At 69.3% G+C, this 16332-nt stretch carries 14 protein-coding genes; 8 read left to right on the top strand and 6 right to left on the bottom strand.

Annotation, left to right across the window (positions count from 1 at the left end; all coding sequences use genetic code 11):
* Positions 1–28: 28 nt before the first annotated feature.
* A complete protein-coding gene (locus tag WMF29_RS37335) occupies positions 29–739 on the bottom strand; it encodes an HdeD family acid-resistance protein (protein ID WP_437324871.1) in 711 nt (236 codons plus the stop codon).
* A gap of 249 nt (positions 740–988) precedes the next feature.
* Positions 989–1417 (bottom strand): hypothetical protein, encoded by a 429-nt coding sequence (locus WMF29_RS37340; protein ID WP_437324872.1) that lies wholly within the window; start codon positions 1415–1417, stop codon positions 989–991.
* Between the two features lie 178 nt (positions 1418–1595).
* Here WMF29_RS37340 and WMF29_RS37345 point away from each other — a divergent pair, with 178 nt between their 5' ends.
* Entirely contained in the window at positions 1596–3248 is a 1653-nt protein-coding gene (locus WMF29_RS37345; protein ID WP_437324873.1) for a right-handed parallel beta-helix repeat-containing protein, read from the top strand.
* A 93-nt stretch (positions 3249–3341) separates the two neighbouring features.
* Here the strand turns inward: WMF29_RS37345 and WMF29_RS37350 are convergent, their stop codons facing one another.
* A complete protein-coding gene (locus WMF29_RS37350) occupies positions 3342–3743 on the bottom strand; it encodes a hypothetical protein (RefSeq protein ID WP_437324874.1) in 402 nt (133 codons plus the stop codon).
* Positions 3744–3893: 150 nt separating this feature from the next.
* On the opposite strand from WMF29_RS37350, the gene WMF29_RS37355 reads away from it, so the two are divergent.
* Together WMF29_RS37355 and WMF29_RS37360 are read left to right on the top strand one after the other, a co-directional pair.
* On the top strand, positions 3894–5177 hold the full coding sequence (locus WMF29_RS37355; RefSeq protein ID WP_437324875.1) for a PAS domain-containing protein: 1284 nt from the start codon (positions 3894–3896) through the stop codon (positions 5175–5177).
* A 212-nt stretch (positions 5178–5389) separates the two neighbouring features.
* Positions 5390–6469: a cyclase family protein gene (locus tag WMF29_RS37360; protein WP_437324876.1), complete on the top strand. Its 1080-nt coding sequence runs from the start codon at positions 5390–5392 to the stop codon at positions 6467–6469.
* A 117-nt stretch (positions 6470–6586) separates the two neighbouring features.
* On the opposite strand, the gene WMF29_RS37365 is transcribed toward WMF29_RS37360, so the two are convergent.
* A complete protein-coding gene (locus WMF29_RS37365; RefSeq protein ID WP_437324877.1) occupies positions 6587–7066 on the bottom strand; it encodes a GNAT family N-acetyltransferase in 480 nt (159 codons plus the stop codon).
* A 618-nt stretch (positions 7067–7684) separates the two neighbouring features.
* Here WMF29_RS37365 and WMF29_RS37370 point away from each other — a divergent pair.
* From WMF29_RS37370 to WMF29_RS37380, 3 genes are all read left to right on the top strand, one after another.
* Positions 7685–8092, top strand: coding sequence for a hypothetical protein (locus tag WMF29_RS37370; RefSeq protein ID WP_437324878.1), 408 nt, complete (start codon positions 7685–7687; stop codon positions 8090–8092).
* 758 nt (positions 8093–8850) lie between these two features.
* Positions 8851–10173: a glycosyltransferase gene (locus WMF29_RS37375; protein ID WP_437324879.1), complete on the top strand. Its 1323-nt coding sequence runs from the start codon at positions 8851–8853 to the stop codon at positions 10171–10173.
* A 67-nt stretch (positions 10174–10240) separates the two neighbouring features.
* Positions 10241–11371, top strand: coding sequence for a polysaccharide deacetylase family protein (locus tag WMF29_RS37380; protein WP_437324880.1), 1131 nt, complete (start codon positions 10241–10243; stop codon positions 11369–11371).
* Between the two features lie 124 nt (positions 11372–11495).
* On the opposite strand, the gene WMF29_RS37385 is transcribed toward WMF29_RS37380, so the two are convergent.
* On the bottom strand, positions 11496–12371 hold the full coding sequence (locus tag WMF29_RS37385; protein ID WP_437324881.1) for a helix-turn-helix domain-containing protein: 876 nt from the start codon (positions 12369–12371) through the stop codon (positions 11496–11498).
* A 394-nt stretch (positions 12372–12765) separates the two neighbouring features.
* Here WMF29_RS37385 and WMF29_RS37390 point away from each other — a divergent pair, with 394 nt between their 5' ends.
* The gene (locus WMF29_RS37390; protein ID WP_437324882.1) at positions 12766–13674 is read left to right on the top strand and encodes an SGNH/GDSL hydrolase family protein; all 909 of its coding nucleotides are present in this window, start codon (positions 12766–12768) and stop codon (positions 13672–13674) included.
* Between the two features lie 180 nt (positions 13675–13854).
* Here the strand turns inward: WMF29_RS37390 and WMF29_RS37395 are convergent, their stop codons facing one another.
* Entirely contained in the window at positions 13855–15447 is a 1593-nt protein-coding gene (locus tag WMF29_RS37395) for an FAD-dependent monooxygenase (RefSeq protein ID WP_437324883.1), read from the bottom strand.
* A 97-nt stretch (positions 15448–15544) separates the two neighbouring features.
* On the opposite strand from WMF29_RS37395, the gene WMF29_RS37400 reads away from it, so the two are divergent.
* A complete protein-coding gene (locus tag WMF29_RS37400; protein WP_437324884.1) occupies positions 15545–16321 on the top strand; it encodes a TetR/AcrR family transcriptional regulator in 777 nt (258 codons plus the stop codon).
* Positions 16322–16332: the final 11 nt, after the last annotated feature.

Raw genomic sequence — 16332 nt, forward strand, 5'->3', positions numbered from 1 at the left:
ACGCGCGGTCTCCAGCCCGGGGCGCCTGTCACATGCTGGCCACCGGCCGCTGTCGCGCGCTGGACCCGATCAGCAGCATCGACATGCCGCTGACGAGGACGTTGACGCCGACGAGCAGCCCGATCGCCCACGCCGCGGTGCTCGGCCAGCGCCACCAGATCAGGACCCCGAGCGCCAGCGCGAGCAGCCCGTCGAACAGGAGCCAACCCCAGCCGGGCATCTCGCGATGCTGGAGCGCGCGGACGATCTTGAGGAAGCCTTCCGCGAAGAAGAACGCCGCGAGGATCAAGGTCAGCGTGACCGTGCCCGTCACCGGGAAAGCCACGATCAGGACGCCCGCGGCGAGCTGGATCAGGGCGCCCGCGAGCGACCAGGCGGAGTTGGCCCATCGCCGGTGCTGGATGGCGTGGACGCCCTGAAAGAGGCCGCTCGCCACGAGCACGCCCCCGATGGCGACCGCCGTGACCAGCGAGGCGATCACGGGCATGAGGATCGCGAGAGCGCCAAGCACCAGAAGGGCGATGCCGAGCCCGATGAACGAGCCGCGGTTCTCCCGCAAGGTATGGGGCTCGACCAGTTGCAACCCGAAGCTCGTCGTGTGAACAGGGTCCTCCCAGCGATCAGCCATGTGTGTACCCTCCTCTTCCCGGAGCTGGAGTTTCGCCGTAATCGTGAACCGTAACCGTAAATGGAAGCCCAGCGCCTCACCGGCGCGCCTGCTCGCCGCAACGAGCGCCACGCGCTCCGCCGAGAGCGCATGAGTCGGGCGGGGCACGGAAGGGGTCGGACCACGGCGAACAAGGTGCCGTCCCCGAGCGGTGTCAAGTGACTCCAGAGCGGCCGGTCTCGCGCGCCCGTGATCAGGTTGCTCACCCCCCGCGCGCCCAGGGGAGATGGCGCACGGCCCTCTCCGCGGCGTGGTTCTACCGAGAATCGGCGCGGCCGGGCCGCTCGGCCGGCGAGCCAACGCAGGAGCGCCCGCCTGCGCTCACTCGTACCACGTCGGCACGATCTCCCGCACCTCGGGCAGCGCGGCGATACGACAGACCTGGTCCCATGCCGCGTCCTCGAGCGCTCCATGGCGCGCGGTGCACTCGGCGTCTCCCGTGGGGAAGAAGTACAGGGTCTCTTTCGACACATCGCACCTGGCGCGCCCGCCCGACGAGCCGGCCCGGATCGTGGGCGCGATGGTCCGCACGCGCGCGAGGAGCGCCGCGTCGCCCGACGGCAGGCAGAACTCCAGGGATCCATCGTTCACGCACCCCGTGTCCCTGGTGAACGCGAGCTTCTGGGTCGGGCACGACGGCGCAGGGGGCGGAGGTCCCTCGACGACCCCGTCCCCCGGCATGGACGGCGGCGCGGAGGTACAGCTCGCCAAGCACGCTATCAGCCAACGAGAGATCGCGAATCGTCGCATGGATCCACTCCCCATGTGCGCGAGCGGCGCACCTGCAGCCGATATCGCACAGACGTTGGTTCTGTCAACCCGGAGGTCCTGCAGTTTGGGCTTGACGTCTCCAGGACGTTTGGGTGTGCTTTCCCACGGTTTCGGCGGGCTTCAACCTCGACGACCTCGGGCTGGTGCAAGGATGAACGTGCGGCTCCTTCTCTCGCTGTCTGCGCTGGGCGCTCCGCTGCTGGTTGCGACGAGCGGCTGGGCAAAGGACTACTACGTGGCCCCGGCGCCCGCCGGCAACGACGCGAACGCCGGCAGCGAAGACGCGCCGTTCGCGTCGATGGCCAAAGCGCAGAGCGTGGCCATGGCCGGCGACGTCTTCTACTTCAAGGGCGGCACGTACGCGTACAGGCAGGGCACCACCACCTGCTCGAGCGGGACGGCGACCATCAGCGGTGTGGTGCTGAACAAGAGCGGGAGCGCCGGCAATCTCATCAGGTACTGGGCCGCGCCCGGCGAGAAGCCCGTCTTCGATTTCGACGGCATCAGGGATTCCTGCCGTATCAAGGGCATCCTCGTGTCCGGCAATTTCATTCACCTCAAGGGGCTCGAGATCAGAGGCGTTCGCCAGAACAACAACCTGAACCACGAGTCCTGGGGAGTGTGGAACCAGGGGAGCAACAACATCTTCGAGGCGCTCGACGTCCACCACATCATGGGCGCCGGCATCTTCATCCAGCGCGGCAGCAACAACCTCGTGCTCAACTGCGACTCGCACGACAACTTCGACGAGCTCACGTCGAACGGCGCGGGCGAGAGCGCGGACGGCTTCGGCTGTCACGTCGGCGCCCGGGAGACGGGCAACGTATTTCGAGGCTGCCGCGCCTGGTGGAACGCGGACGACGGCTACGATTTCATCAACTCCGGCGCAGCCTGCCTCGTCGAGGACTCGTGGGCCTGGTACAACGGCTACAAGCCGGGGACGCAGACCGGCATCGGCAACGGCAACGGCTTCAAGGGCGGCGGCTACGGCGCCGATCCGGCGAAATTTCCGGCCGAGCCCGCGGCGCACACGGTGCAAAACTGCCTCGCCGCCTTCAACAGGGCGGCAGGGTTCTACGCGAACCACCACCCGAGCACGCTCTACTTCTACAACAACACCTCGTACGGCAATCGCCCCGACTTCAACATGCTCGGGATGGATTCGAACGGGAACGACATCACCGTCGGGGTTTACCGGAACAACCTGGCGTTCGGCGGGACGCTGTTCTCGAACCGCAACGACGCCGACGACGCGAACAACTCCTGGACGGCGGGTGGTGTCACGGTCTCGAACGCGGACTTTCAGAACCCGTCCGAGATGGGGCTGGAAGCTCCGCGACAGGCCGACGGAAGCTTGCCCGTCCTCACGAATTTCCGCCTCGCGTCGAACAGCGACGCCATCGACAAGGGCGTCGACGTCGGGCTGCCCTACGCAGGCTCCGCTCCGGATCTTGGCTGCTTCGAGACGGGGCTCGTCGAGACCGCGGGGGTTTCCGGCGCTGGCGGAGCGGGGGGCGCCGGCGCGGGCAGCGGCGGCACCGCGGATACGGGGTCGGGCGGCGCAAGCGCAAGCGCAAGCGAAGGAGCCACGAGCGGAGGAGCGACGAGCGGCGACGCAACCAGCGGCGGCACGACGAGCGTCGGCGGCGGCGGAACCTCGGGCACGGGCGGCGGAGGCACCCCTCCGAGCAGCGCCGATGATTCAGCCGGCTGCGCGTGCAGCACGCTTCGCGGACACCGGCCGGATGCAGCGAGCCTCGCGCTCCTCACCCTCGTGCTTTGGGGCGTCAGAAGGCGCCGGAAGCGCTGAGTCCCAGGAAGTGCCGGTCGTCGGCGTCATGGCGTTCAGGCAGCATTCGCCTTGCGTGAGCCTGTCACGCGTGCGCTCGGTAGCCTGGATACATCAAGCTGTCTTGTTGCGGAGCGCGAGCCCGATCCCGACCGCGGCCGCGCCGATCACGAACGGCAGGGCACCGAGCGAGGCGCCGATCGTCACGCACTGATTGGCCTCCTCCGTGCCGACGCGCCGGATCATCTCGCGCTGCGCGGCGTCGATCTCGACGCCGGGATAACCGAGCGCCTCTTCCACGCGGGCAAGTCCCATGGAGCGGCCGAGCAGCCCCACAGAGACGGCGCCGAGCCCCAGCAGCACGGCGACAGCGCCCGGGATCCAGGCAAAGCCGCGCGCCTTCGTCGCCAGCATCGCGGCCCCCACAAGGCCGGTCCCGATGCCGGCCGTCCCGGCCAGGAGGGCGAGCCACGCTGCCCACCCGCAGGCCTTGAACGCTTCCAAGACGCTGTGCATGCTGTCCCACTAGCGCAGCGCCGGCCCGGAGAGAAGCTCAGGGGGCCGTGCGCCCCGCGCGCCAGGGGCGCTGACGGGGAGACATTGGATAGGCAGGAAAATTGTGACCCACCTCAGCCCGCAGCTGGGATAACATCCCCTGGGAGGGCGATGGACGCGCAGAAGACCGTGGCGCTCGAGGCGGAGCTGGATGCATTGCAGAAGGAAGTGCAGCGCCTGCGCTCCCGCGTCGCCGAGCTGGAGGAGGCCGACCGCAGCTTCCCGGAGCGCTTGCTCGACGCGCTGCCCAGCCTCGTTTACGTGCTCGATCTCGATGAGGGGCGGTACATCTATCGTAACCGGGAGCTCGTGGATCTCGTCGGAGGGGGCGGCGGAGCGGCCGAAGGCCCGCCCCGCGGTGACGGCCTGTCCCCGATAGTCCATCCGGACGATATCGGTCGCATCGAGGAGTACCGGGCTCGCGTGGCCGCCTCGGAGAGCGAGGAGCAGACGACCGTGGAGTACCGTGTGCGCGGTCGCGACGGCGGCTGGCGATGGTTCCTCGAGCGAGGCGTCGCGCTCGGCCGCGATCCCGAGGGACCGGGGCGCCGGATGCTGGGATCGGCGCACGATATCACCGCGCGCAAGCATACGGAGCAGATGCTCGAGCGGAGTGAGAGCCTGCTCCATGCGTTCCTCGAATACACGCCGTCCATGATGGTCGCGGTGGACGCCGCGGGCCGCCTCCTCCTCGTGAACCGCGAGATCGAGTCCTTTTACAGGATGAGCCGCGAGGAATTGCTCGGGCGGGTCGTCTACGACATTCTCCCGGCGCCGGCCGCCGCCTCGATACGAAAAGCCAATGAAGAGGTCGCAGCCGCCGGACGCCCGGGCGCATCCGAGCACGTGCTCGTCTTCCCGAGCGGTCCGCGCACCTACCTGTCGACCAAGTTCCCCATCCGCGACGCCGAGGGGAAGATCTACGCGGTCGGGACCGTCTCGGTGGACATCAGCCGAACGAAGCAGGCCGAGGCCGAGCGCGCGGAGATGCAGCGTCAGCTCATCGAGATTCAGCAGGCGACGATCCAGGAACTCATCACGCCGCTCCTGCCGCTGGCGCGCGGCGTCGTCGCGATGCCGATCGTCGGGAGCGTCGACCCCGCGCGCGCCGAGCAGATCCTGACGACGTTGCTTGAAGGGATCGCCGACCGGCGGGCCAAGATCGCCATCCTCGACATCACCGGGGTGAAGTTCGTCGACGAGCGGGTGGCGCAATCCTTCGTCGACGCGGCCCGGGCCGCGGGGCTGCTCGGCACCCGGGTCGTGCTCACCGGGATCAAGCCGCAGATCGCGCAGACGCTCACGACGATGGGCGCCGATCTGAGCGGCATCGTGACCACAGGGACCCTGGAGAGCGGCATCGCCTACGCGCTCGGACGCCGGCTCCGCCGGTAACCGACGGTAACCGAGCGCGCTCCCACCAACAGACCGGGTGTACGCCGGTACGCACAAGGCCTTCACAGCATTGGCGGAGCCCGCGAGGATCTCGGAAGAGCAGTATTCTTGCGCCCCTGACGGTGTATCCTATTCATGACATGCGCCCGCGCCCACAATGGGAGCGTGGGGCGCTGTCGGTACAACGTGCGATGTGACCCAGGAGGTTGCCTATGAAGCCTGGAGCGATGCCGTTACGTGGCGCGATCGTGGTGACCATGGCCGTCAGCCTTGTTGGAGGCGCGGCGCTGGCCCGCGGCGTGCCAATGCTGGGGGTGGGAGGTTACGATCCGGTGCCCGGTCCCTCGCCGTGGGGCCCTGACGACGAGGCGGGCGCCTCCAACACGCAGACGCCGGACAAGGTCCTCGAGGCCAAGCGCCTGATCAAGGAGGGCAAGGTCTATCGCCTGGGTCACGTCTACGAGCCGGGGATGCCGACGTTCCCGGGCAACCAGGGGCTCTCCTTGGAGGCCGGGCCGACCTCGGTCATCCAGCAGCAGGTCACGAACTCCGAGGTGATGCACGGGGAGTTCGGCCAGATGGGGACGGAGTTCGACGCGCTGGGCCATTTCGGCTACATCCCGCCCGGGAGCACGGACCCCGCCGACGCGCTCTTCTACAACCAGTTCACTGGCGCCGAGGTCCTCACGGAGGACGGGCTCGCGCACCTCGGCGTCGAGCATGTGAAGCCGATCGTCACGCGCGGCGTGCTGCTCGACGTCAAGCGCTACGCGAACGGCGGGCAGACGCTCGCGTTCGGCCAGGAGATCACGCTGGCCATGGTGAACAAGACGCTGCGCGCGCAGAAGATGGACGAGCGCGACATCGGCGTCGGCGACGTCGTGCTGATCTTCACGGGCTGGGAGGAGAACTGGGAGCTCGGCACCGAGGGGTATTACACGCAGCCGGGCGTGGGGCTGGCCCAGCCGGGGATCGGGATCGAGGTCGCGAAGTGGCTCGCATCGAAGGGCATCGCCTGCGTCGGGTCGGACAATTTCGGCATCGAGGTCACCCCGCCGAAGCCTCCGGTGGCGCCGGGGGTGGTCTTCCCGGTGCACCATCACCTGCTGGTGAAGAGCGGAATCTTCATGCACGAGGTGATGGTGCTCTCGGAGCTGGCCGCGGATCTGGCCGCGGAGCTCCAGCAGCATCCCCACGGCCACAAGAGCCCCTACGAGTTCTTCTACGTCTACAGCCCGCTGCCCCTCCGGGGCGCGTCCGGCTCACCGGGCATCCCGCTCGCGATCCGGTGAGCGGCTCGGCGCGCCGGGGCCGCGCGCGCCCCGGTGTCGCCAGTCTCCTCTGGGCCTCTGTCGTTCGAGCTCTCTCTTCAGGGGGCCAGAAGCGCCCTCTGCCACGCCGCGCAGCCGTCAACCGAGGCGTTTTCTCATGCTCAGGCTCGTGATCCGGTAGCCGAGCGACTCGTAGAGCCGCCGCGCCCGCGTGTTCTGCGCGAAGACGTGGAGTTCGATATCCCGGGCGCCCAGTCCGCGGGCGGCCTCCTCGGCGAGCGCCATGACCCGGCGCCCGAGGCCCCGGCCGCGGGCGTCCTCACGCAGGTGGATATCGTAGATGAACGCGCTTCGAAACCCGTCCACGCTGGTCATCCCGATCCAGAGGTGCCCGACCACGGCATTCCCTTCCAGCACCGAATAGAGGTGGTGGTCGGGGGTGGCGAGCCCTTGCGGCAGGAGCGCCTCCACCTGGGAGCGCGCGTTGCGCTGCGCGTCCGCAGTCCGGGCGTCCACGGCGCTCGCGCGATCGCCGGCGTACGAAGAGATCACGAGCTCGACGAACGCATCGAGCTCGATGGCATCGAGCGGCCGCAGGGCGACGGGCAGGTCGGTCATTGGTAGATCCTACTTTCTCCTGCCCGGCCGAGCAGCCGGTCGATGAAGGGCAAGGCCCCTTTCAAACCGCGCGTGTAGCTTCTCGACCTGGATCCGCTCGCCGACGCCCCCCCTCGCCGCATGGATCTAGAGGGTACCGCAGGTGCTTGCATGCCCGCAATCAACGGTGTGGATAGACCGTTGATAGGGCGTCATTCTCAGGGGGTGTCCGATCGCGTAAAAGAGTGTTCTGATGGAATCGGCGAGTGCCTTCGCTTCGTCCGCCTGCCGGCGCATCGCGACCTGACCCTGCATCGCACAGTGTAGGCTCGCGTTCCACGCCGAGGTGGGCGCAGGTCCCGGTTCAGTCCGCCGGCCAGCACGGGCTGAGCGGGAATCGTACAGCTGACTGCGCCGGCCGAGCGCGTCCCGCGCCACTCCTGTCCGGGATTTGCCACTGCGCGTCAGCGCGATTTACGCGGTGAGGCTTGCCGAGCAGGTTTCCAGTACGTGTCCGAGGCGTCTCTTCCGGCGGCGTCGAAGGAACAACCAGGCCAAGCCGACGAACTCGGCAGCTCCACCTGGGATGCTCGGCTCGCTCGCTGGGCTGCTCTGGGTCTGGTACAATGGTCGTTGGCCATGCTCGAGATCCTCCGCAACGCGCACCACACGGTGACGATCGACCCGGTCTTGCAGATCGCGCGGGTCACGCGGAGCGCGCTGCCGTCCGAGTCTGTCGCGCAGTTCGAGGCGCTGTGGATGGAGGTGGGGCGCGCGCTGGACCGGGTCGACCGCCATCGGCTGTGTCTGCTCATCGATCTGCGCGCGGCGGCAGGGCGGAATGATCCGCAGTTCGAGGCGGCGATGCAGCGGATTCGGCCGGTCGTGATGGGCGGCTTCCGGCGCATCGCCATCCTCGTGCGCACGACCGCGGGGGCGCTGCAGATCCAGCGCCATGTCCGCGAGGACGGCATCGATCGGATGATCGGTAGCGACGAGGCTCGGCTGCTCGATTACCTCCGCGAGGCACCGGCGCGCATCCGTTGATTCGGATCGCGATCGGCGTAGCCCCCCAGGCGCGCGCTGCTGCGCCGTCGGCGATCTGCATCGAGGTGTCCTCCGTCCGGCAATATCCATCGCGGTGCCCCTTGCTCCGTGCTCCGTGAGGAGACGATGATCCGAAGTCACCCCCGGCGCCGCCGCAAGGCGAGCCGCTGCCAACCATGCTCCATCCCAGGTCGACCCCCGGCCCGGGCCGCGGCACGCCCTCTACAGTGCTCAGACGAGCCAGACGCGGCTCACCTTTCGTGACCAGCCGGCGACGATTTTTGTAATTCAGCGAAAACGAACGACTTTTGGGGCCAGCGACCGCGCCGCCACGCCGGCTCTCGGCGACCTCAGGGGCCGGTGAGGTATCGCCCCCGAGGGACATGGCCAGTCGAAGACTGGGACGGATCACCACCGTTGGACGCCGCGATCCATGTCCTCTTCGAGGTTGTGCAGCCCCTGTACTCCGGTCTTCTCGTTCGTTGTGCGATGTGCTTGTCAGTTCGCGAATTGGCCGTATAGTAGATTCGAGTCGCGCCGCTGCCGTCCGCAATGTAGTCATGCGGCGTGCTGCAGCGCTCGTGTCGATCGGCCAGGTCGAGACGCCATCCGTCCCAGGTTCGCTCCGGCGATGTTTTGGACGGTGTGTTCCGTACCGGAGAGACACGGCGTGACGGGAGGACAGCGAAGCATGTCCTGGCGCTCGATGAGCGGCCGAGTCGAAAGATCGGCAGTCTACTCGATGGGGGGAGAGGGGTATGGAGGTACGGACCGATTGCGGTATCGAGGCTCGTGATCTCAAGGATTCACGGGCTTCCCGGCGGCTCGCCATCGCGCACGTGGTGAGCAGCTTCCAGACCGGCGGCGCCGAGCAGGTGGTCGTCGATCTCGCCGCGTCCCAGCGCGCCGCGGGGCATGACGTGCTGGCGGTCGCGATCGCGGAGGATCCAGACGGCCCGCGCGCGGAGCAGCTCCGGCGGCGCGGGGTCGAGGTGCACCTCGTGCCGAAATGCCCGGGGTTCGACACGACGCTCACGGCCCGCCTCGCCGCGCTGTTCGCGACGAAGGGCGTCATGCTCGTCCACGCGCACAACGACCTTTCGCTCATCTACGCGGCGCCCGCCGGATGGCTGCACCGGGTCTCCGTCATCCACACGACGCACGGCGTGTCCCAGGGCATGCAAGGACGGAGCTGGCTGCGCCGCGCCGCGTCCGCGTTCGTCGATGCCCATGTCGCGGTGTCGCAGCCGACCGCCGCGGTCGTCCTCGACCGGCGCGAGGTCGATCCGCCGAAGCTGCATGTCGTGGTGAACGGCATCGATCTATCGCGGTTCGCGCCGGATCCGGCGGCCAGGGCGCGGGTGCGGGCCGAGCTCGCGATTCCGCGAGACGCCTGGGTCGTCGGGACCGTGGGGCGCCTCTCTCCCGTGAAGAACCAGGCGCTGCTCGTGCGCGCCGCCGCGACGTCGCTGCCCCGGAACGGACGGGTGCTCCTCGTCGGCGAGGGCGCCGAGCGCGGGCGGCTCGACGCCCTCGCGCGCGAGCTCGGGGTGTCGGAGCGCGTGCTGTTCGCAGGCGAGCGCCACGACGTGCCGGCGCTCCTCGCCGCGCTCGACGTGTTCGCGCTGCCGTCCCTGTCCGAGGGCCTGCCGCTCGCGCTCCTCGAGGCGATGGCCGCTGGCCTTCCGGCCGTCGCGACCGACGTGGGCGGCGTGTCCACCGTGCTCGTCGACGGGGAGACGGGCTTCCTCGTGCCGTCCAACGAGGTGGCGCCGCTCGCCGCAAAGCTCTCGGAGCTCCACGCCAATCCCGCCCGCGCCGCGCAGATGGGCCGGTGCGGCCGGATGCTCGCGCTCCGGCGCTACTCCGCGATCCGGATGGCCGAGCGCTACATGGATCTGTACGCGCTGCTGCTCCTGCGGCATTCGCAGCGTGTCGCCGCTGTCCGCCCGAGCACGCTGCTCGCCCGGTTCTGGGGCGAGAACCAGCGGCCGCGCGTAAACACCGCCGCCGCGCACCGCGACGGGCGAGCGCTCGGCGATCACCCGTCGTCGCGCTCGCCGGCGCCGCTCGCGAGCTGATCAGGCGGCGGAGCGCCGCCATCGCCGAACTCTGCTGCTTTCAAACGCTCTCGAGGGGGGATGACTCATGCCGAACGCAATGCGATGGCTCTCGGATCTCCTGGCCGCGCCGTGGGCGACGCGGCCATTCACACCGATGATGCACGGCCATTCGACCATCATCGTGATGCATCGGCTCGCGGACCCGGATCACGGGATCGAGGGCCTCGATCCGCGCGCCCTCCGGCGCGCGCTGCAGTTCCTGAGGCGCGAGCGGTATCCGATCGTGTCGCTCGAGCGGGTGTTCCGGAGCCTCGCGGGTGAGGAGCCGCCCATCGATCGGGCCGTCGCCTTCACGATGGATGACGGCACGATCGACCAGGCGACGGTCGCCGCGCCAATCTTCGCGGAGTTCGATTGCCCGGCCACCATCTTCGTGGTGAGCGGCTATCTGGACGGCGATCTGTGGTGCTGGTGGCACCGCGTGGAGCACGTGTTCGAGACGACGCGGCGCCGCGAGCTCAGCGTGACGGTGGACGGCCTCCGCCACGTCATCCGCCTGGACGCCGGCGTCCCGCGGGCGCAGCTCGCGCGGCGCTTCATGGAGCGGTGCAAGCGCGTGCCCGAGACCGAGAAGCTCCGCGCCATCGTGCGGCTCGCCGCCGCGGCCGAGGTCGATCTCCCGGCGCGCCCCCCCGCGCGTTACGCGCCCATGTCGTGGGATGACGTCCGCGCGTGCGAGGCGCGCGGCATCACGTTCGGTCCGCACACGGTCACCCATCCGGTGCTCTCCAGGACGAGCGACGCGCAATCGAAGCACGAGATCCACGTGTCCTGGGCGCGCCTGCGCGCCGAGGCCAGGCGCCCGGTCCCCATCTTCTGTTATCCGAACGGGCATGTGGGGACGGACTTCGGTCCTCGCGAGTGCGCGACGCTTCGCCGGCTCGGCTTCCTGGGAGCCGTGACCAACTGGCCTGGTGACTATGCGACCGCCAACGGATTCCGTAGCTCCGCGGACGCGCCGTTCTCGGTGCCCCGGATCGACTTCGGCGCGGATCACCGGAGCTTCATCCGCTCGGTGTCGGGCGTCCTGCGGACCAAGCAGGTGCTGCAGCGGCAACTCGCCCTGCGAGGCGCGGCGGCGCGGATCGATCCGGGCCTGACGCTCGATGGATCTCAGGACGAAGCCCAGGGCCCGTCGGCCTCGCCGGTCGAGTGATCGTCGAACACGCGCGCGGCCGCTCATGCGGTCGCGGACGGCGCAGCCCCGCCGGCGTGCGCCGGAGCGCCACGCGCTGCTCGCCGCGAGCGGATCGCGTGCGCCCGAGAAGCCGGCCGGGCCATCACTTCTTACGATACGCGCCGGGCGTCGTTCCCGTACGGCGCTTGAACGCCGTGGTGAGGTGCCCCTGATTGGAGAAGCCGCACTCCAGGGCGATCTCCGCGATGGACAGCCGCTCGTCCTGGAGCATGGTCATCGCCTTCTCGATGCGGCGTGAAATGACGTACTGGTGCGGAGTCTGGTGAAAGGCGTTCTTGAACAAGCGCGAGAAATGGTCCGGCGAGTAGCCCACCAGCCCTGCCAGGTCGACCAGCCCGAAGTTCGAGGAGAGCTCGCTGTCCACGAATTTTTCGATCTGGGTGCGCTGGCTCCTCGAGAGGCTCGCGTTGCGCAGCGAGATCTCCGCCCCTGATCCCGCGCCGTACCGCGCGGATAGGTAGGAAGCCAGCGCCAGGCAGAGCGACTGCACGTAGACGGCCCCGAAATACTCCTGGCCCGCGGCCTGCGCCTGCAGGCGATGAACCAGGTCGACGACATGGGCGTCCACCAGACCGAACCGCGGCTCCCGCTCCGGAACCAGCACGCCGGACGGAGACGCACAGAGCGCCAACATGGATGCTTCGGGGAAGTTTACCGACGTGCACACGGAGGGGCGCCCCCGCCACTCGACGCTGTACAGCCTGGTCCTCCGCGGCAAGAGGTCCATCATTCCCGAGAGCCGCTCGAAGGAATGCTCCCGGACCTCGCCCGAGGTCGGCTCCGCGAAGCGAATGTCGACCCGCGAGGGGCCTCCCGTCCAGACCAGGATCGCATCGCTCTCCGCCGAGAGTGCTTCGAGCCGGCCGCTCTCCGGCACGTGCCCGATCCGGAGGGGCAGCCCCACCCAGTCCGATCCGGTGAGAGCCGCGCCGTACTTCGCTGAAAACTCCGCGGTCATGCGTGGGGTCGCCCAGGAGCATCGTCGGCGTCGAGCAAGACGGGGGTCAAGCCCCTCGTGCGCTGGGCATGTGAGCGCTCACCCACCGGTGCTCGCTGGCGCTGGGCGGATCGGGTCCCCCGCGTCGGGATCCTGAAAACGTTCGCCGGGAATTTGAACGACCTCGCTGCGAGCGCCACGTACCCTTCCCTTCACTTCCTCGCAGAGCCCGAGCGGGTGGTGTGGCGCTGCGCCGAGCCCCCGTCTCCTCTGCCAACAACACAATTTTCTTCGGTCGCTGACCGGGAGCGCTGCTCACATGTCTACCTCGACCTCTCCGCTGCTCGTCCGCCGTGGCGCATTCGGCACCTTTGCCCGTGGGATTCCGCTCGTGGGCCTTCTCTTGGTCGGCTCTATGGCCTGCTCCAGCGCTTCGGATGGGTCGTCCGATGACTCGACTGGCTCCGGAGGAGGTGCTTCTTCTTCCTCCGGCGGCCCCCAGACGACGGCGAGCGCGGGTGAGGGCTCGGGCGTCTCCTCGACCACGAGCGGAGCTGGCAGCACGACGACGGCGGCGACCAGCGGCTCGGGCGGTGGGGATTCTTCCAGCAGCTCGAGCAGCGCCGGAGGGGCTGGGGGCGCGAGCAGCAGCAGCGCTGCGGAGACCTCGAGCGGCAGCGGGGGCGCGCCCGAGACAGGGTTCCAGCCTTGCCCTGCGACGGGCCCTTGCAAGATCCTGCCCCTCGGGGACTCGATCACCTTCGGTCTCGGCTTCGACGGCGGGTACCGGGTCGAGCTCTTCCACCTTGCCACGCAAGACGGCCACGATGTCACGTTCACGGGCACGCAGCAGATGAACGGCCCCGCGATGGTCGATGGCAAGCCGTTCCCGCGCAATCACGAGGGCATCAGCGGAGAGACCATCCAGCAGATCGCCAACCGTGTGCCGACCCCGGCGCTCCGCGACGTGCCGCACATCGTGCTGCTCCATGCCGGCACCAATGACATGTATCAAAGCCCGAACGGCGCCGACACCCGCCTGGGCGCCCTCATCGACGAGCTGATCGCCGGCGCGCCCGACGCGCTGATCGTCGTGAGCAACATCATTCCTTTCCCGAGCGGCGCAAACGCGGTCAGCACGTACAACGCCAAGGTCCCCGGGGTGGTCCAGGAGCGCGCCAACAAGGGCGCGCACGTCATCTTCGTCGATCAGTTCAAGGATTTCCCCACGTCCGAGCTCGGCGACGGGGTCCATCCCAACAAGGCCGGCTACGCCCGGATGGCGGGCGTCTGGTACGACGCGATCTCCGACTACCTGAGGTGAGCCGGCCTGGCGCCGGAGGCGAGCGTCCGCTGGAATCCGCTGGCGAACTCCTTTGAAGGGCGTAGCTGCGCCGGTGCGAGCCTTCTATGTGAAGTGAGCGGCTGGCCGTCTGCGTGCCCGGTCCTCCGGATCAATCGATCGTGAGCATCCTCGTCGGTCGACCTGGCTGGCGATGACCATCTACGTGAGGGCGGCGGGCTCGCCGGTGCGGCGCGCGGCCGACGACACCCGCCCGAGGGCATCGGCGAGCGCGCCGCGCGGATCCGCCGGCAGATCGAGAGAACGCCACGCCACGTAGCCGTCCGGGCGGACCAGCGACGCGCCCCCGGCCCCGAGGCCAAACGCTTTGCAAAACGCTCCTTCATCGGATGGCAGCACATCCGCGCCGATGCGGACGCATTCGAGCTCGATGCCCAGCTGCTCGCCGACCTGCGCTGCAGCGGGGCACCACCGCGCGTCCTCGGTGAGCAGCACCCAGCGTCGCTGGAGCAGATCGAGCGTCGACAGCCGCTCGCCGTCCCTCACCACCCACGCGTGCGGCGCGCGCGTGCCGGGCTGACCGGCCCATTGCTCGGGCCGCAACGCCGGCGGGAGCCCGTCGCCGGCGCCGAGCACCGCCGTCGATCGGTACAGCTGCCCGAGCTCCATGGCGTCGTCGTCGATGATCGGCACGCCTCCGGCGGTCCCGCCCGCGTGTGCCTTGTAGTCCTCCCGGGCGAAGATCTGGTGATGCCGGAGCCACGCGATCGGGCGCCGCTCGGCGTCATACGTGTCGAGCAGCTCCGGCGTCGACGTGCCCGACAGGACCGCTGACAGCTTCCACGCGAGGTTGTGGGCGTCCTCGATGCCCGTGTTCGCGCCGTAGCCGCCCCGGTTGGGCGGCAGCGTGTGCGCGGCATCCCCGGCGAGGAACACCCTGCCGGACGTGAATCGATCGGCGACGAGGGCGCTGATCTCCCAGCGCCCGGTCGTGAGGATCTCGATCTCCAGGTCCGGCCTGCCGATCGCCCTCGATATCAGCGCTCTCAGCGTCTCCGCGTCGCGCTCCTCGTCATCCCAGAACATCAGCACCCAGCGGCCATCGCCGTACGTGGTGAGGAACGCGCTGAAGCCCGGCTGCTCGATCGCGAACTGCGTGACCCCCGTTCGAAGGTACTCCTCGAGCGGAGCCCGGAAGAGGACGCTGCGCGCCGTCCGGATGTGCCCTCGCCCGGCGCGGCCGATCCCGAGCGCCTCGCGGAGCGCGCTGCGGTGGCCGTCCGCCGCCACCAGGTAGGAAGCGCGCACCGCGACCTCTCGCCCGTCGCGCCCGCGCAGCCAGGCGGTCACGCCGCCTGGGTCCTGCTCGAAGCGGGTGAGCTCGGTCTCGAGCCTCACGTCGGCGCCAAGCTCGATCGCCCTGTCTCGAAGCCTGGGCTCGAGGCGATCCTGCGCGATCGCGGCGCCAGCGCACGGCGAGCGCTCGATCGCGGGCGCCGCCTGCTCCCCGGGCGTCCACGGGACCTCCTCGAACCACTTCCCCGCGAGGCTCTCGACCCGAGCCCGGCGCAGCCGGAAGCCGGGCGGCACCTGCGGGATGTGCGGTCCAAGCCCGACCGCACGATAGAGCTCCAGCGTCCTCGGCGTGTAGCCGATCGCGCGTGGATGCGGCGAGCTGCCAGCGTGCCGCTCGACCAGCACCGTGCGCACCCCTCGCCAGGCCAGGAACACAGCGGCCGACAGGCCGACCAGGCTGCCCCCGACCACGAGCACCGACGTCGATTCTACGTGCATGAAGACCGTCCTTTGATACAGTGTATCACTACGATACAGTGTATCGATCAGGATTTGTTGTCAACCGGGTGCCGATGCGGACAAGACGAGACGAGCGATGACCGCACGGCAGAAGAAACCGCACGCGACCGACGCCCCCCTCATCTGGGAGCGCCCGGAGCCGGCGCTCCGTCCCGCTCCCGGGCCGCTGAGCAGAGACCGGATCGTGCGCGCCGCCATCGCGCTCGCCGACGCGGAAGGCCTCGCCGCGGTGTCCCTGCGCAAGATCGGGGCGTCGCTCGACGCGGGCCCGATGCGCCTCTACGGCTACCTGGACACCAAGGAGGAGCTGCTCGAGCTCATGGTGGACGCGGTGTACGGGGAGATGGCGTCCGCAGGGCCGATCCCCGGCGACTGGCGCGAGGCCCTCCGGACGATCGCCCGCCGCACGCGTCGGGCCGCCAGGGAGCACGGGTGGTTCATCGATCTGCTGGGCGGCCGCCCCCACCTGGGCCCGAACGCCCTCGCGCACCTCGAGGCCTCGCTCGCCGCGCTGAGCGGCGCTCCGGGCTTCGAGGACATCGACGCCGTCATGATGGCGGTCGGGACCGTCAACGCCTATGTGATGGGCGCCATCCGCGCCGAGGCCAACGAGCTGCGCGCGGAGATCGCGAGCGGCATGGATCAGACCGAATGGCAGCGGGCGTCGGAGGCGTACATCCGCCGGATGATCGCCACCGGCCGCTTCCCGACGCTCGCCAAGGTGGTCGAGGACGCCACCCACCCGCCCGCCGACGCCGCGTTCGACAGGGGTCTCGACTGCGTGCTCGACGGCATCGCGGCGCGCCTCTCCTGCGGAGCGGCGGCGGGAAGAGGTCTCCGCGAGCGGCGGTAAGCCGCGGCCTT

The organism is Sorangium sp. So ce381 (assembly GCF_051473845.1).
Classification (GTDB): Bacteria; Myxococcota_A; Polyangia; order Polyangiales; family Polyangiaceae; genus Sorangium; species Sorangium atrum.